The sequence below is a fragment of the Microbacterium sp. KRD172 genome (genome assembly GCF_017168295.1).
Lineage (GTDB): Bacteria > Actinomycetota > Actinomycetes > Actinomycetales > Microbacteriaceae > Microbacterium > Microbacterium profundi.
The window spans coordinates 2,481-27,165 of record NZ_JABFAS010000003.1 but is presented as its reverse complement, the minus strand read 5'-3'; the positions used below and the strand labels follow the sequence as shown (position 1 = coordinate 27,165).

Sequence of the window (24,685 nt, the reverse complement as noted above, 5' to 3'; positions counted from 1 at the left end):
ACCGGATGTGATTTTCCGACTCAGCTAATGTCTAGTTAGTCAAGCCGACGCCGGGTCCCGCGAAATCAGCCCCGCGGAACCGCTGCTCGTCAAGTGTTGATGAGCTCTCGGAACGCACCTGCGTCCACCTTCGGCTCCTTCGGGAGACCGAGCAACTGTTCGCCGATGATGTTGCGCTGAACCTGCGAGGTCCCCGCGTAGATCGTTGCGGCTCGTGCCGACAAAGCCGTTTCCACCCATGCCCGAGAAGTATTGGGCGTCCCCACATCTGCCGTCTGAAGCGCGCCACCAGCACCGGCACCAGACGGGGCAACGGCATCCATTCCCAGAATCTCCAGTGCGAGTTCGGTGTAACGCTGGAAGTACTCGCTCCAGACCAACTTCGCAATCGCCGCATCCGCCCCCGGGTTCTCCCCCTTGAGGAACTTCGTGAGCGTCTGATAGCCCCGAGCCCGCATGATGGCGACGCGGCTGTAGCACCAGGCGAGCAGCTCTCGAACCTTCGGATCCTTGTTCTTTCCCGTCGTCTTCGCAATCTCAAACAACCTGTCGAGGTCGTTCTGAAAACGGATGGCGTCGGTGGTCGCACCGGAGCCGCGCTCAAAGCCCAGCAGAGTCATCGCGACCTTCCACCCTTGATTCACCGGTCCGACGATACTTTCCTCGGCCGCGCGGGCATCGGTGAAGAAGACCTGGTTGAAGATGTGGTCACCGGCCATGTTGATGATCGGCTGGACCTCCACCCCCGACTGGTCCATCGGAATCAAAAGCAGGCTGATTCCGCGGTGCTTCTCAGCCTCGGGATCGGTGCGCACAAGGCTGAAGATGTGGTCGGCAGAGTGGCCAGCTGAGGTCCAGATCTTCGAACCGTTCACCACCCATTCGCCGTTCTCCAGCACCGCGCTGGTTCGCAGACCCGCCAGGTCGGAGCCCGCTCCAGGTTCGGAGTATCCCTGGCACCACCGGTCCTCCCCAGAGAGAATCCGCGGAAGGTAGTGTGCTTTCTGCGCGTCGGTACCCCACACAGTGAGCGTGTTGCCCAGCAGGCTGATTCCGAACATGTCGTTCTCATCGCCAGCGGGTACACCGTAGCGAGCAAACTCCTCGGCGATCACCACTTGCTCGATCGCGCTAAGCCCGGGTCCCCCATACTCCTTCGGCCACGACACGGCGAGCAGTTGCTCGTCAGCAAGCACCTTCCGCCAGTGCTGCATGAATGCCTTGCGCTCGACCTCATCCGAGATGGCCCCGATACCCTCCCATCCAGATGGCACGGCACCCTCAATGATCCCGCGGACACGGGTACGGTACTCCTCGGCCTCAGGCGGATAGGTCAGATCCATTTTTGCTTCCTTTCATGGTGTGTATTGCTTTCGCGCAGATCCGAACTGTGTCGGCTTCCGGCTTCGGAACCGTTTGCTGTGGGCGTATAAATGGCCCTGGATAGTGGCATCGCCGAGCGAACGGATGAATCCGTCTCGATCGGAGAAATCATCGAGTTCCATGAACACTGCGCCGATTCCCTCAGGATCGTGCGCGTCGGAGCCAGCGCCCCCCGGCACGCCGAACTCGGCAGCAGCCGATGCGGCCAATTGGTTCAAGACCTCGTCCGTCATCTTCGCGTTGTAGACCTCGATCACATCGAGCAAACCAGAGTCCGCGAGTTGATCGATTCCACGACGTCCCAATCCAGATCGATTCGGATCGAACGGGTGGGGGACATATACGGCCCCACCCTGGTCGTGAACGCGCGCGGCAGCCTCTGCGAGCGGCAGAACGTAGGGTACGCGCTCTTGAAGAAACAAACCGATGATTTCGCCGAGGGGCGTCCGTATCTCCTCACCGACCACCACCCGAACCCCATATTCGATCGCAGAATCCTGCATCCGCTTCGCCGCATCCACCGCGTGGTGATCGGTCACGGCAATGACATCTAGCTTCGCCGAGCGAGCGCAACGCAACATCTGCCCCGGTGTGGTCGCTGCATCTCCGGAACGCACCGTGTGAAGGTGACAATCCATTCGAATCCTCCCTGCGGTGGGCTTACCCGCGGTGTGAGGGTGTCGCGCGAGGACACCTGTGCGGGTGAAATCGGACTCTTCCAATGTTCAGCCCAAGGGTTCGAACTCGGGCAGCGAAACCGCGCCCTGGTCGTTCCAAGCGACTCTGACCCTGGCCCCGATGGACAGTGTTTCGAGGTCGACATTGGTCAGTCTCGTCAGCATTCGGAATCCCTCGTCGAGATCACTTCTTTCAGTCACGGTCTTGATCCGCCTTCCTGAAACCAGTAAGGGGAAGCGTCACGCTAGGCCAGCAAGGCCCTGCTTCTCCGGGTGGAAGGCGCGAGGGAACGACTCGAAGATTCCATCGATGGTCCATGCGTCTTGAGAAACCAACGTTGATTCGGGGCGATAGTTTTCGTAGAGGGTGACACGACCGCCCTGTGCACCGACGACGCGACCATTCAGCCACCCGGACTCCTCGCTTGCGAGGTAGGTGGCTGGATACGCTATCGCGGACGGAGCGAGGTCAGCGAGATTGATCCCCATCTCGGCAGCACGTTCCGGTGGGATAGTGCCCGTCATTCGCGTCGCTGCCGCCGGCGCGATCGCGTTGGAAGTGACGCCATACCGGTCGAGCGCGTGAGCGCAGGACAACGTGAAACCGACGATCCCAAGCTTCGCGGCCGCGTAATTAGGTTGACCCGGCGAGCCAAAAAGTCCTGCCCCTGAGGTGAAGTTGATGAGTCGATACTGACCTTCTCCGCGATGCTCCCGCCAGTAAACGGCTGCATGCTTGCTGGTATTGAAGGTGCCGGTGAGATGCACGTCTAGCACGGCCTGCCAATCCTCCGGGCCGAGATTGACCAGCATCCTGTCGCGAAGAATTCCGGCGACGTTCACGAGGATGTCGAGCTTGCCAAACTCGTCGATGGCAGTCTGTACAATTTCTCCCGCAGAATCGTAGTTGCTGACGTCGCCGCCGTTGACGACCGCCTCACCGCCGTTCGCGACGATTTCATTCACGACCGACTGTGCGGGCCCGACGTCGACTCCCGAGCCATCGACCTGGGCCCCGAGATCGTTAACCACCACCTTCGCGCCCTCACTGGCGAACAATTTTGCGATCTCGGCGCCGATTCCGCCACCGGCTCCGGTAACAACAGCAACTCGGTTTTCCAGACGTCCCACGAGCTATCCTCCATTGGATTGTGTCAAGACCGGGCGCTCGGCGAGCGCAACAGCACGTTTTCGGCTGGCATTGCCATATCGCCGGGCGCATCTTCGCTAGTAATCTACCACGCGAGTACAATTTGAATCTACCTCATGAGTACAATTTCCACAACGCCCCGTATCGTGGGAAGACGATGAACAACGCGGTCCGATCGGATGCGCTGCACAGTATGAAGGACTCCGACGGAGTCCTCGTTAGTCGCCTTCGAACCGCGGGTGCGAGGTTTGCTCGCGGAGACGCCGGATATGCCGGCGACGTTGCTCGCCGAGCGGGCTCGGCTGGGACTGGCCGAAAACCTGGTTCCCGGCCGGTTTAAATGCCTGCGGCCGGAGTTCCGCCCGATCAACCCGGCGGACCAGCTGACGTGGCGTCCGGCAGATGCGCTGCGGTGTGATCGCTGGTTCCCTCCGAAGAGATCCCGCTCGAAGACGGGCACGGCGAAGCTGCTTGCGCGTGTTGGTGATCACGGCCCCGCATTTGGGTGTTGCTGACGCCGCGGGATCCGGAGTCCAAGGGTCTCGTCGCGCGGCGCAACGGTTGGCGCGAGGCCTCCTTCATGCCGGGCCGGCCCTTCACCTCCCCGGCGGACTTCAACACGCAGTTCCAGGACCCAATGAACAAAGAGCGAACTCCCGCATGGTCCGCAGTATCCACGTCTTCCCGTGGACCGGCTCGACGCGGACCGGGCCGCGATGCTGCCGTTGCCACCGATCCCAATTCATTTGGGCTGGCGCAACAGCATCCGTTGGGTCGGAACTACTACGTTCCCCTCGACACCAACTACCAGTCCTTGGACCCTTCCGTGATCGGGAGACGGTCGACGTCACTGCCGACCTGGAGCGGGTGAAAGTCAGCACCGACGGGTGGATCGTCGCTGACCACGCGAGGGATTCAGCGTGTGGGGCGGCGGTCACCGACTACCCGGCCCACGTGGAGACCGCCGCCCGTCTCCGCAACCCCTCTGCCGTCGCGGTCGACAACGACCTGACCCGGGACCTGGCCGACCGCGACCGGGACTTCGGGCTGGTTATCGACGACCGGAACAACTGATGGCGTCGGCCAGACCACGGAAGCCGTGAGGCAGATCATTGATCTCGCCAGGGCGCTCAAACCTCGCTGGATCACCGAGGCCGCCGCTCGTATGGCCGACCATGCACGGGACGCGGGTTCGTCGTTCGAGGACTACCTCGCTGCCGTTCTCGAACGTCAAGTGAGTGCGCGGAACGCTTCCAGCACGGAGTGCGGATCAAGGCGGCCGGGTTCTCGGCCCGGAAGACTCTCGAGTACTTCGATTGGGACGCCCAACCGACCGATCGGCAGCAGATTGCCGGCCTCGCATCCGGAGAGCTCCCGCTCGAGGCGCAGAACGTCGTGCTGCTCGGCGCCAGGAACCGCGATGACGCATCTCACGACCGCGGCGAAACCCTCGCTAGGCTGCCCCGCAACTGTTCACTCTTCACACGCCGAAACTGACCAGTTCTCCAGCGTCGCCGACGTAGCGAGCTGGTCGCAAGTAGGACTCACCACGGACGTCGCACAACTGGCTGGTGAGGTCATGGCATGATCGAAGTATCCGTCACGGCCCTCACTCGCTCCTCGGGCGGGCGGCAATGCCTGGTGGGGTTGACAGTGAATGAGCCGTTGAACCGATGCTCTTCGGCAAATCGAGGATGGTGAATGATGTCAGACGCACAAGCGAGTGCGGAAACCTTTTTCGACGTTGCTCCGGGCTCAGCGGTTACCACGCGGCGGGCGAACACCCCGGATCTCGAGACCATCGTGAGGGTTGCGGCCGAACTATTCCATTCGCACGGGTATCAGAACACGACGATGCAGATGCTCGCCAGTGAGTTGGGCATCGCGAAGCCAACCTTGTATGTGCACGCGCAGAGCAAAGGATTTCTTCTTGGCAAGGTCTTCGAGCGTGTCCTCCGCCGCGCGGACGTTGTCGTTGCCGAAGCTCTTTCCAAGCCCGACCCACTCGAGGGTCTCACATGCCTCATCGAAGGCGAGATCCGGTTGTCAATGATCTATCGGGACTACTACGGCGTCATCTACGGCGACCAGCGCGAGCTCCCCGAGGACCTCGATGCCTCGTACCAAACCTGGATGAAAACCTTCGTGACGAACGTTAGTGGCCTCATCGAGCGGGGGCAGGAGAATGGTTCGGTACGCAAAGACATCACCCCGCTCGTGGCTGCTCAATCTGTTATCGGCCTCACAGGATGGTCGGCGCGCTGGTTACGGCCCAACTCGAGCCTCACCCTAGACTCGGCGAGTCGCCAGATCACCACGCTATTGCTCGGCGGCCTCGGCACCCAAGGCTCAGCTCAGGAGCTCGGAGAGATTCGTTGAGTCTCCGGCCGAATCACAGCCAGTTCGAAGCGTGGACCGGTCACCATCTCCCCGATACCTTGCAGGTCCAGCCGGGCGTTTGGGCGGTGCCGCTACCCCTTAAGGGCGACCAGTACGTTCGACACACCTACACCTACCTCGTCACCGACGCCCATGGAGCAGTGCATGTCATCGATCCAGGCTGGGATACCGCTGACAATCGGGCAAGGCTGGCGTCGTCCTTCGGGCAAATCGGGAAACATCTCGCGGATGTGAAAACCATTGTTTCCACCCACCTCCATCCCGATCACACCGGCCTCGCCCCGTGGCTCAAGGAGCAGAGTGGTGCGCCGGTAGTAATGCACCGCGCCGAGGCGGAAGCAGCGGGGAGTGGTGCCTCGTTGTCCATCGCCGTTGACTTCTTCCGAAGACTTCGTTCCTGGGGCGCACCGTTGGCCGAGCGCACGAAACTCTACACCGAGCTGTGGCGACAGAGGCACCTGGGAGACGGGATCAGCGTGAACGCCGACGTGCTAGTTGATCACGGCGACGTCCTCGACATTCCTGGTCGACGACTGCGGGTAATTCACACTCCAGGACACACTGAGGGCAGCATTTGCCTGCATGACGAGGAATCTCTCTCCCTGTTCAGCGGCGATACCTTGTTGCCGATGGCGCATCCTGGCATTGGTCTCGGCGTCGGTGGCGGGCGGTCACAACGGGATCCTCTTGCACGCTACTTCGACTCATTGGAAGCGCTCACTCGCCTGGACGTAGATATGGTGCACCCCGGACATGGGTACTCCTTCAAAGGACTTCGCGACCGTGTCGAAGAGACGACTGGACATCATCGCCGTCGCTCGGACGAAGTGCAGTCCATTATGTCGTCCGAAATGAAGAGGCCCAGTGTCTGGCGAGTCGCCGAACAGGTGCATTGGACGGCGGGCTGGGAGCACCTCCACGGATACATGCGCCTCTCGGCTGTCGCACAGACAGCGATGCATATCGACTATCTCCGAGGCGTGGCCACCGAGTAGTCTCCTCGACGTGGCCACGTCAGAGAGACAGGCCGCCATCGACCGGGATCACCGCACCCGTGACAAAGCGCGCGGCACTCGAGACCAGCCAAGCCACCACGGATGCGATGTCCTCAGGTTCGCCCGGACGCGCCAGAGGAGTCGCCGCGATGTTCGCCTCGATGATCTCCGCAGGCAGCGTCAGCGTCATGTCGGTGAGCACGAAACCTGGCGCGACAGCATTCACCGTGACGCCTTGGGGTGCGAACTCACGAGCGAGTGATCTCGTCATCGCCAGCAGTCCACCCTTAGCAGCGGCATAGTTCGCCTGCCCCACGTTACCGTTCATCCCCACAATCGACGACACGTTGACAATGGTGCCTCGCGGAGACTCGGCAAGGGCGCTGGCACCTGCACGTGAGCAACTGAACGCCCCGCCCAGATCCACCGCAAGAACATCCGCCCAGTCCGCGTCCGTCATACGGCGGATACGTCGGTCGCGAGCAATGCCTGCGTTGTTGATCAGTGCGTCCAGACGACCAAAACGCCCGAGCGCCGCGTCGACATAAACCTTGCCTGAGCTTAGGTCGCGAAGGTCGGCTCCGACTGAAACCGCTGAGCTGCCGGATGCTACTCGACCGGCGGTTTCTTCAGCGCCTTGTCTATCGCTGTGATAACCGAGTACTAAGTCGAAGCCGGCCGCCGCAAGATCAATCGCGATCGCCCTGCCAATACCGCGGGACGCTCCAGTGACGAGAGCGACCGGCCTACTGTCCACATCGCTCATCGAACCTCATTCTTGAACCGAAACAATCCCTCCTGAGCAGTGCTCGCGACGCGCCCACGATCGATTGCACTAATTCCGCCTATCGCAAAGCCTCGGCCTCGGGATGCGACCGGTGAGTACTGATCGTAGAGCAGCCACTCGTCAACTGAGAATGAACGATGAAACCACACAGCATGGTCTAGCGAGGTCGCCCGAACTCCTGGAGACCACATAAACGCACCATCAGGTAATATAACGGGCGTAAGAAACGAAAGATCCGAGACATAGGCCAGAACGGCTGCGTGGAGAACCGCATCATCGTCCGGAAGTTCCTTGCTGAACCGGAACCAGAAGCTATTCCGTGGTGACATACCCGCGGGGGCCCTACCCGCAGGTGGCCAAGGTCCACCCCACCGGATGTCGAGGTCATTCCACTCGCTACCGGTACCCACCGTGGATCTCATCCCGTCCATGAAGGACGGAAGTTCTTCCGGTGCGAGACTAGGGGGCTGCTCCTCAGCCCGCTCGATGCCCGCCTCGCCGGTGTGAAACGACAGATCCGCCGTCCATATCTTGTGATCGTCCTGATACCCCACCACCCGACGGGAACTGAACGAACGGCCATCCCGTGTTCTCTGCACCTCATACTGAACGGGGCGCCTACCATCGCCGTCATGCAAGAAATAACCGTGCAGCGAATTGATCTCGCGCCCCTCCACAGTGCGGGCTGCAGCAACCACCGATTGTCCGAGAAGTTGCCCGCCGAACAGATGTTGGATCATCCCCGAGGAGGACCCCAGAAACATGTCATGTCCCTGCGGTTCGACGGAGAGAATATCCAACAATGAGGTCACGAAGTACAACTCCTGTCTCTGATCGGGCGAAACTCGGCAGCAAGTGTGGACGTAATTCCGATCAGACTCCAAGCCGGTCGGCCAACTGTAGCCAGGTATCAGCGGTCGAACCCAGGAGCAGCTCGGTGGACTTGGCCTTCCGGTAGTAGAGCTGGGCGTCATGATCCCATGTAAAGCCGATACCACCGTGGACCTGAACTACCCAGGACGCGGTGAACGCAAAGCCGGCTGCCGCTGTTGCCTTCGCCACGAGCGCCGCAGTCGGAAAGTCTTCAAGTTCTTCGGCGCCCGCATGGGCCGCGTACCATGTCGCAGCCCGAGACGTGTCGACTTCCAATGCCATCTCAGACAGGCGGTGTTTTATGCCCTGAAACGATCCGATCGCGCGACTGAACTGATTGCGAACCTTCGCGTATTCGACTGCCATGGTCATCGCTGCTTCCATCGCACCGACCATCTCGGCGGCAAGGAGCGTCGCCGCGACGTCGATCATGTGCGAGATGCGGTCCCAGCTTCCGGGCTCGCCGAGAGCGGTAGCGGCGACATTGTCGAACTCCAGCGTCGCCATTGGGCGCGTGAGATCGAGAGTCGTCTGCTTCGTACGAGAGAGCCCTGGGGCATCGCCATCGACGACATACAACCCATACTGGTCGCCCGATCGTGCGACCACGAGAATCTTGTTGGCCGTGTGACCATCGATGACGAACGACTTCGTCCCGGTCAAGGTGACGGAATCATCGCTACCGTCCGCAACCATCTCCACACCATCAGGGCTCCAATTGCCGGACGGCTCGGTGATCGCAGTGGTGGCCGTGATTTCCCCAGCCACGATGCCTGGGAGCAAGTGCTGCTTCTGGGATTCGGAGCCGAAAGTGAGGATCGGAACCACTCCGAACGCGGTGGTGGCGAAGAAGGGGGATGGAACGAGGCCGCGGCCGAGCTCTTCCATCACGATCATGGCCTCCACGAGAGACGCGCCCGCACCGTCGTATTCTTCGGGCACCAGCAATGCGGGCAATCCGGCCTGCTCGGCAAATTGCCGCCACAGACCCTCGTCCCAGCCCGGCTCGGTCTCAATCACCTCCCGGACGATCTTCATCGGCGAGCGATCGGAGATCATCCGCCGCAGGCTCTTCTGAAAGTCCAGTTGATCTTCGCTAAGTTCGAACTGCATCGATAACTCTCTCTACTCGAAACGTCGTGGCACGGACCGGCCACTTCTTCCTAACGCGGAAGGACTCCAGTCGCCAACGCCTGAACCTTAACGTCGGTCCCGTCTTCATTGGTCACGGTAATCGCGGCCTTTACAGCAGTGCCGTCTGGCCCGGCGACAACCTCAATAATCTCCCCGCGGATCTTCAGCACTTCGCCCGGCCATACCTGGCTGCGAAAACGTGTTCCGAAGCTCGTCAGGTTCTTCAGTCCAATCCAGTCTGACGCCAGCCGTGATGACAGCCCACCCTGGAACAGGCCCATGGAGAATACGGACGGGAGCCCGATGGATACGGCCCAGACCTCGTCGTGGTGAATGGGGTTGAAGTCACCACCGGCACCGGCGTACTTGACGATGTCCGTACGTCCGATCGGCCCAACAGTGTAAACGGGAGAAGTCAGTCCGACCTCCGCCTCGTTCGCGCTCAGCGGCTTGGCTGCATCGGTGTTCATTTCTCCCCACCTCCGACAACGGCAGCAGTCTCGATGACTGTCGACTCCTCGGTGAGAACAGGCTCCCCATTCTGGTCCCGATACTCGGTTCCGAGCTTGACTAAAGTCATCACCCCGCCGCGACTGCCGGGCTTCTTCTCGACACTCACGACTCGGGTCTGTCCGGTGAGAACGTCGCCCACGACGGGCGTCCTGTGGTAAGTCCAAGTTTGCTCGCCATGAAGGACCCGAGCCAGGTCGAGACCCAACGACGAGAACGCGCTATCACCTTCATTGAAGTGCGCTGCAACCACCGAATAGGTCGGAGGGGCTGGAATCGCCGAGAAACCGGCCCGCTGGGCTTCTTCGGTCTCCCGGAATACAGGGTTGGGATCGTGAAGGCTCTTCGCGAACTCGCGAACCTTTCCCGCTTCGACGGGGAACGTCACAGTTCCAAGAATTTTTCCGACCAGATCGTCGCCATGCTCCATTTGAGCGCACCTCCACGTTGAGTGACAACTTCACGCTAGTCGTAGTTGAACTGGCCAGTCAAGTAAGCAAGCCTGCGTTCTGCAACCAGACCTTCGCGGAGAGGGAGTTCATGTGCGGCTTTCGATGCGCTGAGCGCAGCACGCACCGCAGCCCTGGGGAGGGCCGCCAGACGTCGTGCGTATGCCATGGCCGCGTCATCCACGTCGACCCCCTCTGGCAATACCTCATCAATGAGGCCGAGATCGCGGGCGGCCGCCGCATCGATGGCTTCGCCCGCCATGATGAACGGGATCGCCTTTGATGGAGGCACCCACGCAGTTATAGAACGCGTACCCCCCGCGGCTGGCAGCATACCGAGCTTTGTCTCCGGTAGTCCGACCTTCGTACCGTAGGCGGCGATCCGCAGATCACAGAGCAGTGCCATCTCTAAGCCGGAGCCGAGCGCATAACCGTGTAGAGCGACGACCTTCGGTATCGGCAGACTCCACAGGAGGTACCACGGGTCGCGATCCCACCGAATACGGCGCGCCTCAAAGACGGACTCCGCATTGCCAAACTCGCTGATATCCGCCCCGGCGGAGAAATGAGCCCCTTCCGCGCGTAATACGAGCGCACCGAGATCTGGGAAGTCCCGCACCGCGGCGAACGCCTCGATCAGCGCGTCACGCATGCGCAGGTTCACCACGTTGAGCTTCGTTGGCCGAGTTAGCACGACCTCGGCCACCCCGTCCACGCCGAATTGAACCCGGACCACGTCGTCTATGTTATTCATGTGGGGAGCATAGCGACAATCGCGTCACGCCCAGATGAAGGGGGAAGCGGGATGGCGCACGCGACGACCGGCCACGGTCACTTCCGCTGCGCGGGCCGCGTGCGACTCCACTAGCTCGCTCACCCGAGGCATCGGGTCGCCCCGGAGCAAAGTACCGCGGTCACTATCGGCCGATAAGGTCTCGACTGCATCCATGAGGCTTGCTGTCAGCCTGGGCGGCTCGTGCTGCTGCGTGGCCGCATACAGCGCTGCGACGGATGCCAGGGCTCCGGCAATACCTCCGAGCGCATCGACATAGGCCGTAGCCGCGGGGATCGGCTCGTCGGTTCCACGAGGCCATGCCAACCCGCTCATGGCGTGAATCTGCGTGCCGTACGACACCCAATCACGCGTGGGGCCGTACGAGTACGCCGGCAGGTGAACGATGGCCGGTCCTCTTCGGCTCTGGCCCCAATAGTCGATCCCGAGGTTATCGCGAGCACGCCGGGAGAGGCTATCCACACGCAAGTCCACTTCTGCACAGGCATCGTCAAACGCTTTGCGGTCATCCCGGACACGAAGGTCGAGGTTCACGCGCTGTTTGCCCTCAGCCAGGGCCAAAAACATCGCCGACCGATCGTTCGTGCCCGGTATCAGCAGACCGCCAGGGTAGATACCTCCCCCGTTCGGCGCTCGCATCCCGTCCGGCCGGGCATCGGATTCGATCGAGAGCACTGACGCCCCCATCTGCGCGAGCAGCCATGTGCAGAGAGGACCCGCCCACATCGCCGTGACTTCCATCACCTTGACGCCGGCCAGCGGAGGCGCGGCAATCGAAGACACCTCTGGCGGAAGTCGATCACCAGGGCTCAACAGTTCGTGGTGATCGAGTCGAGCCCGGCTCAGATGACGACTGGTGAGCTCCCTGCGATACGGAACAACCGGTAATCGCCATTCCTGCGCGGCCGTGCTGAGTTCTTCAGGATCGTCAAATAGGGTCGTCCGGCGGAGGAGTGCGAACAGATCATCGTCTCCGGGAGCCCCGAGCTCTGTCGCCACCCACCCTGCACCGATACGCAATGGAGTCACCCGTACCGGCGTCGGTGCCGAGTACCAGTGCGCCAGCACGAGTGGCTGCAGCAGAAGAATGGCGGCTGAGTCAGCATCGACCACGACCTCTCCACCAACACGGGCTGCCGCGAGCGCACCCACCGCCAGAAGGCCCGCGGCGGCGCGAGTGGGCGCCGCCGCGGGCAGCCCCTGGCAGGGCGCCACGGGTCCACTCATCCGCGCACGCCCCGGACTGCAGCCGCGGCCGAATACTGTCACGCTTGCACACCGAGAAAACTCGCCGGAGGCACGAACTGAGGCGCCGTACCGCGAGAGCAGATCGCCCGCCTCAGAGGCGACACCTCGGTCCCCGTCGATGCAGACCTCCACTCCCGTGAGTGGTCCCATCAGGCGTTCCGGAAGTTCGCCGTCCGCTTAGCAAGAAAGGCGGCGATGCCTTCCGCGCGATCTCGCGACGTCTGCAACAGTGTATTCAGGTCGGCTTCGAGAGCAAGGCCCTCTCTCAAACGGAGCTCCCCGCCATCCCGAACCGCTTCCTTGGCGTACTCCAAAGCGAGTGGAGCGCGAGCCTTCCACATAGATGTGTACTCAGCGGCCCGTTCGAGTGGGGCGGCAACGACCTCATGCACAAGACCTTGATGGAGAGCCTCCATCGCCTCCATTCGCTCGCCGAACAAGATCATGCGAAGGGCGGCCGCTTGACCAATCACACGAGGCAGCCGTTGGGTGCCACCCCACGACGGCAACCTCCCCTCAGAGACTTCAGAGAGACGAAAGAATGCATCGGATGCCGATAGCCTGACATCAGCCGCCAGCGCCAACTCCAGACCTACGGACTCGACACGGCCGGTCAGGACAGCAACGACCGGCACACGGATCGCCGCAAGTGCATCCGCCGGCGTGGGACCGTAGATCCGCTTCACGATTCGCACGTCGTCGACGCCGACGCAGAAGTCCTCAGACTCGGACCGGAGTAGCACAGCGCGCACATCTCTATCCTCGGCGTGCTCTGACAGCACATCGGTCAACTCAGCGCTCTGTCCTGAGCTCATGATTGCATCGAGAAGTGCAATGTCGAGCACACCGTCGCGCAAACTAGTCCGTACTCGCTCCCTGCGCATCACACTTCCTCTTCCGTTCCCGGTTAGCTTCGCACGATATCAGTAGTCCTTTCAGGCCCGGCGATCGAACCAGCTCCGCGAGAACAGTGATCGTCGTGAGGTCTAATGGCACCTCAGCGGGAACTCACCGAGCCGAACAGCCGAGCGATCGGCGCCAGAAGCAGCGGTCGAGCGGCGACCCAGGCCGCAACGATGAGTAACAGCGACGCACTGAATATCCAGAACCCCGTCCAATTTTCTGCGAGTGCCAAAGGATCGGTTGAGCCTTGTGCCGCGTACATGTGATTGAGGTTTCGGAGCGCTCCAGTGGCGATAACCAGAGTCACGTGAACCGCGATGAACAGTACGAAGAAGACCATCGTCGGAAAATGCACGGCCCGCGCCCACTCGATCGGGTAGAGCACATTGAGCCGCTGAGCATTCGTGGGCCAGATTCCCGACATCCGCACGCCTGTCGCAGCCGCGAGCGGAGAGGCCACGAATACCACCAGGAAATACGTTAGCTGCTGGATCGAGTTGTAGTTGACCCAGCCGTTCTCGATCGGCCAGTCCAGTGACAAGTACTGGAGTACCGCGGAGAGCGCGTTCGGAAACACCTCCCAGCTCGTCGGAACGATCCGCATCCATTGCCCGGACACAAAGAGAAGGAAGACGAAGATCACACCGTTGACGAGCCAGAGAACGTCAATCGACTGGTGGAACCATACTGCAAGACTAATCTTGCGTTCCTTGTTCCACCGCGGCGTCCAGAACGCGTTCGGACGCTTCTGAAACCTCACCTCCAAGCCCGACCGGATGATTAGGACCAGGAGGAACACGTTCAAGAAATGTTGCCAGTTTAGCCATGCGGGGAATCCGATCGGGGCGCCCTCTGGTAGCTCATATTCGCCCGGATACGTCGCGAGAAAATCCCGCATGAACGGGACCGAGACCAGCCAGCGGGTAAAGAGCACGACCATGGTTGCCAATACGAGCAACGCGACGCCCGCGAGAACGCCAGCACCGACCCATTGCCGCATTGTGAACGGGCCGTAACGCTTCGGTTCGGGCTTCGGTTGGTGTATTGGGTTGAGGCGGCCATCTTCGGCAGGCGGAGGGACAAGAGGTCCCTGCTCGTCGGAAGAAGCCGATTCCCGTGCGTAGGAATGAGGCGGGTCCTCGAGATCGGTTGCGGTCTCGTCGCTCCCAGCTCTCAAGGCGGGTGTGAAATCCGCGGGCGGCCACGCTTCCCCCCCGGCCCTCCGAGGCAACCCCCGACGCGCCGTGGTCGTGCGTTCATCGAGGACGGAGCCCTGAGGTTCTTTGGGCTCGAGCGCCGCGGCCGAAGGCGAAGGCCAAACGTGGATGTCGGGTCCGAGGCCAGCCGGAGGCCACGGCTGACCACCGTGTTCTCTAGGTAGACCGCGTCGCCAGATTGAGGTGGGTGTCGACACCGCGCTAGCCCTTCTTCGCCCGGATCGCCTCGATCAGCTGGGGAACCACAGTGAACACATCACCGACGACTCCGAAGTCCGCGATGTCGAAGATGGGCGCATCTGCGTCTTTGTTGATCGCGACGATCGTCTTCGCGGTCTGCATTCCCGCGCGGTGCTGGATCGCGCCGGATATTCCCAACGCGACGTAAAGTTGCGGCGAGACCGAGACACCGGTCTGGCCCACCTGAGACGTCTGCGGTACGTATCCGGCGTCGACGGCGGCACGCGACGCTCCGATTGCGGCACCCAGCGCATCGGCGAGCTCCTCGACAAGTGCAAACTTCTCGGCGGAGCCGAGGCCTCGGCCGCCAGCCACGACCTTCGGGGCACCTCGCAGCTCCGGCCTGGCGGAGCGGGAGACAACTGCCTCCTGTGCATCGATCTTCGCAACGACCTTGCCGGAAGACCGTACGTCCAGCCGCACACGCTCGAGAGGCCTTGACTCGGCGCGTGCCTCTATCGAACCCTGGCGGATGGTGATGACTGGAGCACCGAAGGTAGCGGCACTCGTTACGTTATAGGAGCCACCGTAGACCGAGTGGCTGGCGACAATGCCCTCGGGATCCCTGCTCACCTCGACGGCATCGATGCAGAGCGCGGAACGTGTGCGAGCCGCGAAGGCGCCAGCGACGGCGCGCCCGTCGATGGAATGAGAGATGAGGACCGCCTGCGGGTGCACGAGTTCGGCTGCCGCCGCCAGCGCGTCCACGACGGGCGCCGACAACTCAGGATCTCTGGTGGCGGCAAGCAGTACCGCGGCAGCGCCCGCGTCGGCGGCGGCCTTAGCGAGAGTTGGCGCAGCATGTTCGGCTGCAACGACGAGCGCGACAGGTGTCCCCAAGGCGGAGGCAGCGCCGAGAAGCCCGGCCGAGGACTTCGCCAACTCCCCCGACGGTGTGATATCCAGCAGAACCAGAATCGAATCGGAATTGAATCGCGACATGCCCGCTCCTTAGGCCAGACGCTTCTGTATCAGGAAATCAGCGAGCCGCGATCCCGCGTCGCCTTCATCTATAATCTTCACTCCGGCCGACCTCGGCGGAGCTGCGGCGACCGCGATCATGATCGACCGCGCAGCGTTCGCATCCAACGGATCTACCTCCAGATCCGCGAGCGACAGAGTTTCAAGCGGCTTCTTCTTGGCTGCCGATATCCCCTTGAAATTCGGGAAACGCGCGTCAGGCAATTGCTCAGTGATTGAGATCACCGCAGGAAGTGACGCTGAAGCGGCCATGGTGCCCCCCTCCAAAGTGCGATCACCGGCTACGGAATCGGAGGTAATCCGAACAGTGTTGAGCGACGTAATGACTGCCATGTCGAGCAGCTCGCCTAGCATGGCGGGAACTACTCCGCCCACCCCGTCGGTAGACTGATTGCCTGCGACGATCAGATCAAAATCTGAACGTCTGAGCACAGCGGCGAGAACCTCAGCGGTGAGGCTCAGATCGGCCCCGACGAGCGCGTCGTCGACCACTTGCACAGCGGATGTCGCCCCCATAGCCAAACCCTTGCGGAGCGTTGACGTGGCCTGGTCAGGAACCATCGAAATCAACGTGACCTCCGTATCAGGCTGAGCGTCCGCGATCTTCAGCGCGACCTCGATTGCGCGTTCGCACACTTCATCGAGCACTTTCTCCGAAGCAGCTCGATCGGCGAGACCTGTCTCCAGATCGAGTAGTCGATCTCCGTATGTGTCTGGCACCACCTTTACCAGCACCGCAATCTTCATGGGGGCTCCTGATCTGTGTCGAAGTCATCGGTGCCCAGGGGTGGCAACCGTTATCGCTTTGCAGGGAGGGCAACTCTGAAGATGACCTTACCGGGTAGTTCAGCGTAGTGGTCCACACTCGACCAAAATAATCAGGTCCAGAGGGGGGTCCCTTCCACATCGCGCCAGGCAAGTCTCGCCGACCCCGACGTGCGCGAGTCGACCTGCTACGGCGAGGTGATCGACCAAGATATGAACAACGAGCGGCTTCCCATGGAGGGAAGTGTGGCATACAGTTGAACCGCCGGGTTCAACCCGAATCGGTCGGGCTCCCTGTTGTGCGGTCGCCGGCGTCCCGCTAGATGGGATGTGTTCCGACAGAGCGTGCACGCAAGTCCCGAAGAACCATGAAAGGTAAGCAATGAGTATTCGCGGAGCCGCGTTCATCGCAGGTGCGTACGAGCATCCACAACGCGTCATACCTGACAAGTCTCTCGGCCAGGTGCACGCGGAGGTCGCCGCAGGCGCCCTCCGGGACGCGGGACTGAGCTTCTCCGACGTCGACGCATACTTCTGCGCGGGGGACGCGCCTGGTCTCGGCGGAATTTCTATGGCGGACTACATGGGTTTGAAGCTGCGCTACACCGACTCGACCGAGACCGGCGGCTCGTCCTATATTGCCCACATCGGCCATGCGGCCGCAGCGATTAAGGCAGGCAAGGCCTCGATCGCGCTCATCTCGCTGGCAGGCTTGCCCCGGCAGATGATGGGCAATCTCGTGATGGATGGTTTCGGAGCCTCGGAGGATGCCTTCGAAGCGCCTTTCGGACCGACGGTTCACGGCCTGTACGCGCTTGCCGCCCGGCGACACATGTATGAGTTTGGCACCACGAGCGAGCAACTCGCCGAGATCAAGGTGGCCGCGTCGATTCACGCGCAACACAACCCGAACGCGTTGCTGTCCACGCCTGTGACCGTCGAAGAGGTGGTCAACTCGCCAATGGTCAGCGATCCGCTGCATCGCCTCGACTGCTGCGTCGTCACCGACGGCGGGGGGGCGCTCATCGTCGTCTCTCCCGAGGTGGCCCGCGATCTCGAACGCTCAGTGGTCAAGGTTCTCGGGCACGGCGAGGCTCCCAAGCACACCAACGGCGGCAAGGTGAATGTCACGTTCACTGGTGCGCGCTGGTCCGGCCCGACCGCGTTCGCGGAGGCGGGAGTCACGCCGCAGGACATCGACTACGCGTCGATCTATGACTCCTTCACCATCACGGTGCTCGAGACCATCGAGGACCTCGGCTTCTGCGAGAAGGGCAAAGGCGGCGAGTTCGTGCTCGACGGCACCCTTCAGGCGCCATTTGGCAAGCTTCCGTTCAATACCGACGGTGGGGGTCTGGCGAACAACCATCCGGCGAACCGTGGAGGGATGACTAAGGTACTGGAGGCGGTGCGTCAACTCCGCGACGAGGCCCATCCCGCGGTTCAGGTACCTAACGCCCAGCTGGCAATCGCGCACGGCACCGGTGGCAGCCTACCGACCCGGATGGGTGCGGCGACCGTCATTCTTGGAAGGGAAGACTCATGACCGAGACAACAGTGCTGCCCAGCCCGGCGCCCACGATCGACCCGGAGACCAAGCCGTACTGGGATGCCACCCTCCGGGGCAAGCTGCTGATCCGGCGCTGCAATGCGTGCGGCGAGGCACATTGGTACCCGCGTACACTATGCCCGTTCTGCGGATCGTTCGATACCGAGTGGCTTGAGACGGCAGGTCAGGGCGAGATTTACACATTCGCGATCACCCGCAAGGGCCTCGGCCACTATAGCGGCGTCGGCCCATACGTGCTCGCTTTTGTCACTCTTGACGAGGGTCCCTCGATGCTCACCAACATCATCGAATGCGACGTAGATGATGTGCAGATAGGGGACCGAGTGGAGGTTGTGTTCCACAAGACCAACGCCGAGGCGGCACTTCCTCGGTTCCGCCCCGTCGCGCGATAACGTCAAGTTCTCGCGTCGTCGCGCGACCCTGCGCGGCGACGGGAGACCGGTCGACGCGCAGACGCGAGCCACGGGTCGCCCGCCAGCGCGGCGTCCACCTAGGAGACCAAACATGATCCGCACCGCGTCCTTCGTCTCTGTCGCCGATGTGCACGAGCGTCTGGCCTCGGTAGGCTACCTACCTTCCCAGGCGGTCGCGACTACCGTGTTCCTTGCGAGCGAGTTGGGCAAGCCCCTGCTGGTCGAGGGCCCCGCAGGAGTTGGCAAGACGGCGCTCGCGCAAGCGGTTTCTGACGCGACCGGATCGCCACTCGTCCGGCTGCAATGCTACGAAGGGGTGGATGAGGCGCGAGCACTTTACGAATGGAACCACGCGAAGCAGTTGTTGCGCATCACAGCTTCGAAGGATGAGAGCTGGGACGAGACCAGTGCCGATATCTTCAGCGAGGAGTTCCTGCTGGCCCGGCCCCTGTTGACCGCCATCCGCAACGAAGTGCCGACGGTACTGCTGATCGATGAGACTGATAAGGCCGACATCGAGATTGAGGGCCTTCTGCTGGAAGTCCTGGGAGAATTCCAGATCACGATTCCCGAGATGGGGACGGTGCGGGCACGCCAACGGCCTTTCGTGGTGCTGACGTCCAACGCCAGTCGCGAGTTGTCGGAGGCGCTGCGCAGGCGGTGCGTCTTCCTGCACATTGACTATCCGGACAGCGACCTTGAGGAACGCATCATCCGGGCGAAGGTTCCCGATCTCGAGGACTCGCTCACGACGTCGATCGTGCGGGTCGTCAATGCCCTGCGCGGGTTGCCGCTGCGCAAAGCTCCTTCCGTCTCGGAAACGATCGACTGGGCCCACACCCTGCTCGCGTTGGGCGCCGTCGCGCTCGACGAACACATGATGCGAAACTCACTTGGGGTGATTCTCAAGCACCGCTCGGACCACGAGAAGGCACAGAGACTAGTGGGTATGGAAAGCGTTCTCGCGCCATGACAGAGGGCGGACACGCCGTCACGGACGACGCTTATGGCCTGCAGCAACGACTCGTCGACTTCGTCAATGCACTGCGGACCAAGGGGATAATGGCTGGTACGGGCGATACGATCGATGCGGCGTATGCGATCACCCGGGTGGGCGTCACCGATCGAAGCATCCTGCGCGAAGGGCTCGCGGGCACTCTGACGCGAAAGCACAGCGAGCGACAGACCTTCGACGAAGTCTTCGACATCTACTTCCCGCGACGCGTCGGTCGGTCCCGTTCCACCGAGCAGGTCCCCGCTGACTTAGGCGTCGGCACATTGCGTGACATGCTGGTCGAAGCACTCGCGGCCGCGGATCTCTACGCACTGGACGAACTCGCCGAGATAGCCGTCGATCGATTCGGGCTGATCGCCGGTGATCGTCCTGGGTGGTCCTCGAAGCAGACGCTCGACAAGGTGCAACCCCAGAACCTCCTCGCGCGCATCATGGACATGCGCGGCGACGACGACGCCGTCATCGAATTGGGCGGTGCCTCACCCCGCGACCACGTGCGATACCTCATAGAACGCTTCCGGCAGCACGTAGATGGGGAGTCCAGGCGACGCACTACCGAGACGCGCGGGCGTGAGCGCATGGTTCTTTCCGCGGTGCAGGCGCAGATCGAACGGATCGACTTTCTGAGCGCCAGCGCCGAGCAGGTCGACGAGATGCGCCGCAGCGTGCGACCGCTTGCTCGCCGGCTGGCGACTCGGCTCGCGGCGAAGCGGCGACACAGGTATCGAAACACGATCGACATCCGGCAGACGATGCGCAAGTCCATGTCAACCGGCGGGACTCCCATCGACCTTGTCTACTCGAAGCCGCACCCGCGTCGACCGGACCTGGTTCTGCTGTGCGACGTCTCCAGCTCCGTGTCGGGCTTCTCCGGCTTCACGATGCTCCTTGTACAGGCGATGAAGAACCAATTCAAGAAGATAAAGGTATACGCCTTCATCAATGCGATGGCGGACGTAACCGACCTCATCTCCGTCGACGGCGACGAGGACGGTGAGCAACTGCACGCGCGAATTGTTGGGAGTGCGCGCGTGCAGAGCGCAGCCTCGAGCAGCGACTATGGTGCCGCCTTTGCTGAGTTCGTAGCTCGCGACCTGGAGTCGGTTGGTACGCGTAGTTCGGTGCTCATCCTCGGCGATGCACGCACTAACCACCGCGATCCAGGCCTCGGCCCGCTCAGCGAGATCCGGGCGCGGTCGAATCGAACGTTCTGGCTCAATCCCGAACGAGAGAAGATGTGGGGAACGGGTGACTCCGCGGCATTCGACTACGCCAACGTAGTCGAAATGCACGAGTGTAGTTCGATCGCACAACTTGGCGAGTTCGTCAGCGCGATGCTTCCGTCGACGTAGTCAACCTCAAACGCGGCGGCCGATGGCGACTGGTTCGGGGAATCAAGTCATGAGAAGGAGATAACCATGACGGCATATCGAGATGTGTGGCGGAGAAGCCTGGAGGATCCCGAGGGGTTTTGGCTCGAGGCAGCGGGAGCGATCAATTGGACCACCGCTCCGCGTCACGCCCTGGTGCCGCGCGGAGACGAGTGGTCCTGGTTTCCCGATGGCACGCTGAACATGAGCTTCAACTGCCTCGACCGTCATGTGGAGTCTGGTCATGGAGACCACATCGCCCTGAGGTACCACTCAGCTATGAATGGAACCAAGGAGGACTACACCTACGCAGAACTTCGCGAGCGCGTTGCCCATTTCGCTGGCGCGCTGCGGTCGTCTGGCGTGACGACAGGAGACCGTGTTCTGCTCTACTTGCCGATGACACCCGAGGCCGTCATAGCGATGCTCGCATGCGCCCGCCTGGGCGCAATTCACTCCGTCGTGTTCGGTGGGTTTGCAGCAACAGAGCTTGCCGTCAGGATTACAGATGCCCGACCCAGTGTCGTCGTCACAGCATCAGGCGGTATGGAGCCGGGACGCGTAGTCGAATACCTTCCGCTAGTACGGAAGGCGCTAGAAGCGGCGGAAGGCATCGTCTCAACAGTCGTCGTCTGCGACCGCGAAGGCATTCCCGGCTCGGCGGACGAGATGGCAGGGACTGTGCCAGGCGTCGCCTGGTTGGACTGGGACAGACTCGTCGCGACGGCCGAACCAGCCCCACCAGTTCCGGTTGCCTCCTCCGCCCCCCTTTACATTCTGTACACCTCGGGAACGACCGGTAGCCCGAAGGGTGTCGTCCGCGATACGGGCGGATATGCCGTCGCGTTATCGTGGGCGATGCGTAACGTTTACGACATCGGTGCCGGCGACACGATGTTCACCGCATCGGACGTGGGTTGGGTCGTGGGGCACTCATTCATCGTCTACGGGCCGCTTCTGGCTGGCGCCACGACCGTGCTCTTCGAGGGCAAACCGGTTGGAACCCCAGACGCCGGTGAGTTCTGGCGTGTGGTGCACGACTACCGCGTCAAGGCAATGTTCGCAGCACCGACAGCGTTGCGCGCCATACGGCGCGTCGACCCGGAACTCAGGCAGCTGTCGAAAGGAGCTGTCGCATCGCTGGAGACCTTGTTCCTCGCAGGCGAGCGGTTGGACCCCGAAACATGGCGGTGGGCAAACGACGGCCTACGCGTCCGCATCGTGGATCACTGGTGGCAGACAGAGACTGGGTGGCCGATCTGCGCGATCCCCGTCGGAGTGGAGGCGCTCCAACCGAAACCAGGATCAACCGCGGTGCCGATGCCGGGCTATGACATTCGAATCCTCGGCACCGGGGGAGACGACCTAACCGGCACCGGTCCGCGCGGCTCCAGCCCCGAGGGCAACATTGTGCTACGAACCCCACTACCGCCCGGCGCTCTAACTGGGGTGTGGGGAAGCGCGGAGAGGTACCGCCACTCTTACCTGACTGCCTTCCCCGGCTACTACTCGACGGGAGACGCCGGATATATCGATGAAGACGGATACGTCTTCGTTATGGGCCGAACGGACGACGTCATCAACGTCGCCGGACACCGCCTCTCAACCGGCTCTCTCGAAGAAGTCCTCACGATGCATCCAGCAGTGGCCGAGTGCGCGGTCATCGGGATTTATGACGAAATTAAGGGGCAGAGAGCCGCCGGCTTCGTAACTCTCAAAGCCCACGTCGCGATCTCGCAAGAGCGACTTCAGCGCGAACTGGTATCTCTAGTTCGAGAGCACGTCGGGCCGATCGCCGCGTTCCGCGACGTGACCATCCTCGACCGGCTCCCAAAAACCCGCACTGGCAAGATTTTGCGCAAGACAATGCGCCAGATTGCCGATGGCGAGACATACAAAGTTCCGGCGACGATCGAGGACCCTACTGTCCTGGACGGGCTGATAGTCGCTTTGAAGGCGTCGCCGCGGCGCGCATCCGAACCGAGTGCCATGCTTAGTGGGCCGAGTGCTGGCTGAGCGACGAAGACTGAACATTCATGTAGCGCTGAGTCGCGTGCCGGGCAGGAGCAGAGGTGCTCGCCGCAGTGCTGGCTGCCCGAGCCAGGTGCATCCGGCGTGTCTAAATTCCTCGAACCTGCCGACGTCCCCTCGTTTGTGGGCGCCGTCGATGCCGGGGATGTAGCAGAACCGGTCGAAGCAGTAGTGGGAGCGGAACAGCGCCCGCCGGTCGTTCTCTCTGCAACCTCGCCGTTTACCGATCAGGACACGTTTGACGGCGGGAGGGTCGCGATTAGTTCGTCTACCCATGTTCCGAGTCGCTCGGTGTGTTCGTCTCGGAGGGGCAAGATGCCCGCGTCGATCAGGAGCGACCTGAGGTGATGTCTGGCCTGCCCCGGTGGGCAAGCATCGAGGCTGGCATGGGTGATCGAGGTCTCCGCGCCGATGGTCTGCAGGAGGGCTTTCGGGATGGGCTTGAGCAGCCACCGCATGGTCGAGTCGGGCCGGCCCCGCTGTGCAAGCGCGGCGGGAGTTCTGTGAGCGGGACGGGGATGGTGCCTGTTGCCGAGGAGAGTAGCTGTCGGACGCTCAGGGTGACGGAGCAGCGTATGCACGTCCGCTCGAAGTGTTGATCGCCGGCCGCACCGCAGGTAGCACACACGTAGTCTCGTGTTGCTCCGGCGCATGGCCCGCAGATCCGCTCCCCCGTCTCGGAAAACCCGATGAGGGCTTTGACCTGGTCGCAGGTGGGGCATGTGTTCGGGGTGCGGAGCACGCGCCGGTAGCAGCCGGTGCAGACAGGGCCGATCGGCCACGTCGTCGTGTGAACGGGCCGCGCGAGATGGCAAACAACGCACTCAGCATCGGTGGTCTGATAGCAGGACTTGCAGAGATCGGTACTGCCGTTTTGGCTGCGTGCGGCGATTGGGCGTTCTTGTCCGCAGTGCCCGCACGCCCGGACGGGCGCCTTGTGGCAGCGTTTGCAGTAGTCGTCGCCGTCGACGACCGCGGTGACGTGGTCGACGCGACCGCAGCCTGCGCAGTCTCGCTTGGGTCGGGCGCAGTGACCGCACAGAGCGGCGCCGTCGCTTGTTCGGGCGCTGGGTGTTCGTGATCGGTGGCAGTTGGAGCATTCCTCGCGCCTGCTGGCGTTGTAGCACGGGCGGCATAGCCCACCTCCCTCAGGGAGCCTTTTCGAGCGCGGTGCGGTCGTGCCGCATTCGGAGCATGGATGCTCCGGGAGTGCTTTCACGGCGTAGTTCCGGGGCGGTTGATCGTCGTGCGCCGCGCCGTCACCCGACTCTTCGGCGACAGGGTCTCCCCCGCCACCTTCTGGTTCGAGGCCTCCACGATGCGAGGCTCGATGAGGTCATTGGGCGTGCATCCCAGGATGTCGCACAGTGCGATGAGTATCGACATGCTCAGCCGTTGAGGATGTCCGGTGACGAGTCGGTAGGTCTGCTCCCGGGAGAGCGAGACACCGCGCTCAGCGAGGCGTGGCTGCAGATCCGTCGTAGCAAACATGCCCTGCTCGGCCATCTTGGCGCGCAGGTGCCAGACGTAGTCCATTTCCTTCATCGCGGTTCCTCCTGAAGGTCGAGGCCGTACCGCGTGTGGATGGCCTGGGTGAGTAGACGATTCCGATACTCATTGGAAACGCCCACATAGATCGCGGTTGTCGATGAGAGGGCTTGTCAAGTTTTCTGTGTAAGCGGTTCGGAATTGGTGGTCAGAGGTAGGGGTTGATTCGCTCGGGGTAAGCCAGGGCGAGTTGCTCAAGGGCTTGTTTCCAGTTCGTCGTGACGTTGCCCTCG

The 24,685-nt window shown here is 62.1% G+C and carries 24 protein-coding genes; 8 read left to right on the top strand and 16 right to left on the bottom strand.

Annotation, left to right across the window (positions count from 1 at the left end; all coding sequences use genetic code 11):
* Window positions 1-89 precede the first annotated feature (89 nt).
* The 4 genes from J1M43_RS15840 to J1M43_RS15825 all read right to left on the bottom strand — a co-directional run bounded on the left by J1M43_RS15840 (window position 90) and on the right by J1M43_RS15825 (window position 3,191).
* Window positions 90-1,343 (bottom strand): acyl-CoA dehydrogenase family protein, encoded by a 1,254-nt coding sequence (locus tag J1M43_RS15840; RefSeq protein ID WP_206477433.1) that lies wholly within the window; start codon window positions 1,341-1,343, stop codon window positions 90-92.
* A gap of 12 nt (window positions 1,344-1,355) precedes the next feature.
* Complete coding sequence (locus tag J1M43_RS15835; protein ID WP_274607518.1) at window positions 1,356-2,021, bottom strand: PHP domain-containing protein; 666 nt, start codon at window positions 2,019-2,021, stop codon at window positions 1,356-1,358.
* Window positions 2,022-2,108: 87 nt separating this feature from the next.
* Entirely contained in the window at window positions 2,109-2,261 is a 153-nt protein-coding gene (locus tag J1M43_RS17230) for an OB-fold domain-containing protein (RefSeq protein ID WP_206494999.1), read from the bottom strand.
* A 39-nt stretch (window positions 2,262-2,300) separates the two neighbouring features.
* Entirely contained in the window at window positions 2,301-3,191 is an 891-nt protein-coding gene (locus J1M43_RS15825; protein ID WP_206477431.1) for an SDR family NAD(P)-dependent oxidoreductase, read from the bottom strand.
* A gap of 886 nt (window positions 3,192-4,077) precedes the next feature.
* Here J1M43_RS15825 and J1M43_RS15820 point away from each other — a divergent pair.
* The 3 genes from J1M43_RS15820 (at window position 4,078) to J1M43_RS15810 (ending at window position 6,605) form a co-directional block, all read left to right on the top strand.
* On the top strand, window positions 4,078-4,284 hold the full coding sequence (locus tag J1M43_RS15820; protein ID WP_033105373.1) for a hypothetical protein: 207 nt from the start codon (window positions 4,078-4,080) through the stop codon (window positions 4,282-4,284).
* A 627-nt stretch (window positions 4,285-4,911) separates the two neighbouring features.
* Complete coding sequence (locus tag J1M43_RS15815; protein WP_033105374.1) at window positions 4,912-5,589, top strand: TetR/AcrR family transcriptional regulator; 678 nt, start codon at window positions 4,912-4,914, stop codon at window positions 5,587-5,589.
* Window positions 5,586-6,605 carry an MBL fold metallo-hydrolase gene (locus tag J1M43_RS15810; RefSeq protein ID WP_033105375.1) on the top strand — a complete coding sequence of 340 codons (1,020 nt, stop codon included), beginning with the start codon at window positions 5,586-5,588 and terminating at the stop codon, window positions 6,603-6,605. The genes J1M43_RS15815 and J1M43_RS15810 overlap by 4 nt, the downstream gene beginning before the upstream one ends.
* 19 nt (window positions 6,606-6,624) lie before the next feature.
* On the opposite strand, the gene J1M43_RS15805 is transcribed toward J1M43_RS15810, so the two are convergent.
* From J1M43_RS15805 to J1M43_RS15755, 11 genes are all read right to left on the bottom strand, one after another.
* A complete protein-coding gene (locus J1M43_RS15805) occupies window positions 6,625-7,371 on the bottom strand; it encodes a 3-oxoacyl-ACP reductase family protein (protein ID WP_033105376.1) in 747 nt (248 codons plus the stop codon).
* On the bottom strand, window positions 7,368-8,204 hold the full coding sequence (locus J1M43_RS15800) for an acyl-CoA thioesterase II (RefSeq protein WP_206477430.1): 837 nt from the start codon (window positions 8,202-8,204) through the stop codon (window positions 7,368-7,370). The genes J1M43_RS15805 and J1M43_RS15800 overlap by 4 nt, the downstream gene beginning before the upstream one ends.
* A 61-nt stretch (window positions 8,205-8,265) precedes the next feature.
* A complete protein-coding gene (locus J1M43_RS15795; RefSeq protein ID WP_206477429.1) occupies window positions 8,266-9,378 on the bottom strand; it encodes an acyl-CoA dehydrogenase family protein in 1,113 nt (370 codons plus the stop codon).
* Window positions 9,379-9,428: 50 nt separating this feature from the next.
* Entirely contained in the window at window positions 9,429-9,869 is a 441-nt protein-coding gene (locus tag J1M43_RS15790; protein ID WP_052166778.1) for a MaoC/PaaZ C-terminal domain-containing protein, read from the bottom strand.
* Window positions 9,866-10,339, bottom strand: a complete 474-nt coding sequence (locus J1M43_RS15785) for a MaoC family dehydratase N-terminal domain-containing protein (protein WP_033105378.1) — start codon at window positions 10,337-10,339, stop codon at window positions 9,866-9,868. The genes J1M43_RS15790 and J1M43_RS15785 overlap by 4 nt, the downstream gene beginning before the upstream one ends.
* Window positions 10,340-10,374: 35 nt before the next feature.
* Window positions 10,375-11,112 carry an enoyl-CoA hydratase/isomerase family protein gene (locus tag J1M43_RS15780; protein ID WP_052166779.1) on the bottom strand — a complete coding sequence of 246 codons (738 nt, stop codon included), beginning with the start codon at window positions 11,110-11,112 and terminating at the stop codon, window positions 10,375-10,377.
* Window positions 11,113-11,136: 24 nt separating this feature from the next.
* Window positions 11,137-12,264: a CoA transferase gene (locus tag J1M43_RS17030; RefSeq protein WP_206477428.1), complete on the bottom strand. Its 1,128-nt coding sequence runs from the start codon at window positions 12,262-12,264 to the stop codon at window positions 11,137-11,139.
* 284 nt (window positions 12,265-12,548) lie between these two features.
* Complete coding sequence (locus tag J1M43_RS15770; RefSeq protein WP_160175034.1) at window positions 12,549-13,244, bottom strand: enoyl-CoA hydratase/isomerase family protein; 696 nt, start codon at window positions 13,242-13,244, stop codon at window positions 12,549-12,551.
* 152 nt (window positions 13,245-13,396) lie between these two features.
* Window positions 13,397-14,242: a cytochrome b/b6 domain-containing protein gene (locus tag J1M43_RS15765; protein WP_235272325.1), complete on the bottom strand. Its 846-nt coding sequence runs from the start codon at window positions 14,240-14,242 to the stop codon at window positions 13,397-13,399.
* 478 nt (window positions 14,243-14,720) lie between these two features.
* Window positions 14,721-15,701: an electron transfer flavoprotein subunit alpha/FixB family protein gene (locus tag J1M43_RS15760; protein WP_033105380.1), complete on the bottom strand. Its 981-nt coding sequence runs from the start codon at window positions 15,699-15,701 to the stop codon at window positions 14,721-14,723.
* Between the two features lie 9 nt (window positions 15,702-15,710).
* Entirely contained in the window at window positions 15,711-16,487 is a 777-nt protein-coding gene (locus J1M43_RS15755) for an electron transfer flavoprotein subunit beta/FixA family protein (protein ID WP_033105381.1), read from the bottom strand.
* Window positions 16,488-16,887: 400 nt separating this feature from the next.
* Here J1M43_RS15755 and J1M43_RS15750 point away from each other — a divergent pair, with 400 nt between their 5' ends.
* From J1M43_RS15750 to J1M43_RS15730, 5 genes are all read left to right on the top strand, one after another.
* Window positions 16,888-18,051 (top strand): thiolase domain-containing protein, encoded by a 1,164-nt coding sequence (locus tag J1M43_RS15750; protein ID WP_033105382.1) that lies wholly within the window; start codon window positions 16,888-16,890, stop codon window positions 18,049-18,051.
* Window positions 18,048-18,467, top strand: coding sequence for a Zn-ribbon domain-containing OB-fold protein (locus tag J1M43_RS15745; RefSeq protein WP_033105383.1), 420 nt, complete (start codon window positions 18,048-18,050; stop codon window positions 18,465-18,467). The genes J1M43_RS15750 and J1M43_RS15745 overlap by 4 nt, the downstream gene beginning before the upstream one ends.
* Before the next feature lie 115 nt (window positions 18,468-18,582).
* Window positions 18,583-19,461, top strand: a complete 879-nt coding sequence (locus tag J1M43_RS15740) for a MoxR family ATPase (protein WP_307823551.1) — start codon at window positions 18,583-18,585, stop codon at window positions 19,459-19,461.
* Entirely contained in the window at window positions 19,458-20,855 is a 1,398-nt protein-coding gene (locus J1M43_RS15735) for a VWA domain-containing protein (RefSeq protein ID WP_033105385.1), read from the top strand. Before J1M43_RS15740 ends, J1M43_RS15735 begins: the two co-directional genes overlap by 4 nt.
* 66 nt (window positions 20,856-20,921) lie before the next feature.
* A complete protein-coding gene (locus J1M43_RS15730; protein ID WP_052166782.1) occupies window positions 20,922-22,889 on the top strand; it encodes an AMP-binding protein in 1,968 nt (655 codons plus the stop codon).
* Between the two features lie 1,230 nt (window positions 22,890-24,119).
* Here J1M43_RS15730 and J1M43_RS15725 read toward each other — a convergent pair.
* Window positions 24,120-24,449: a helix-turn-helix transcriptional regulator gene (locus J1M43_RS15725; protein WP_033105387.1), complete on the bottom strand. Its 330-nt coding sequence runs from the start codon at window positions 24,447-24,449 to the stop codon at window positions 24,120-24,122.
* Window positions 24,450-24,685 lie beyond the last annotated feature (236 nt).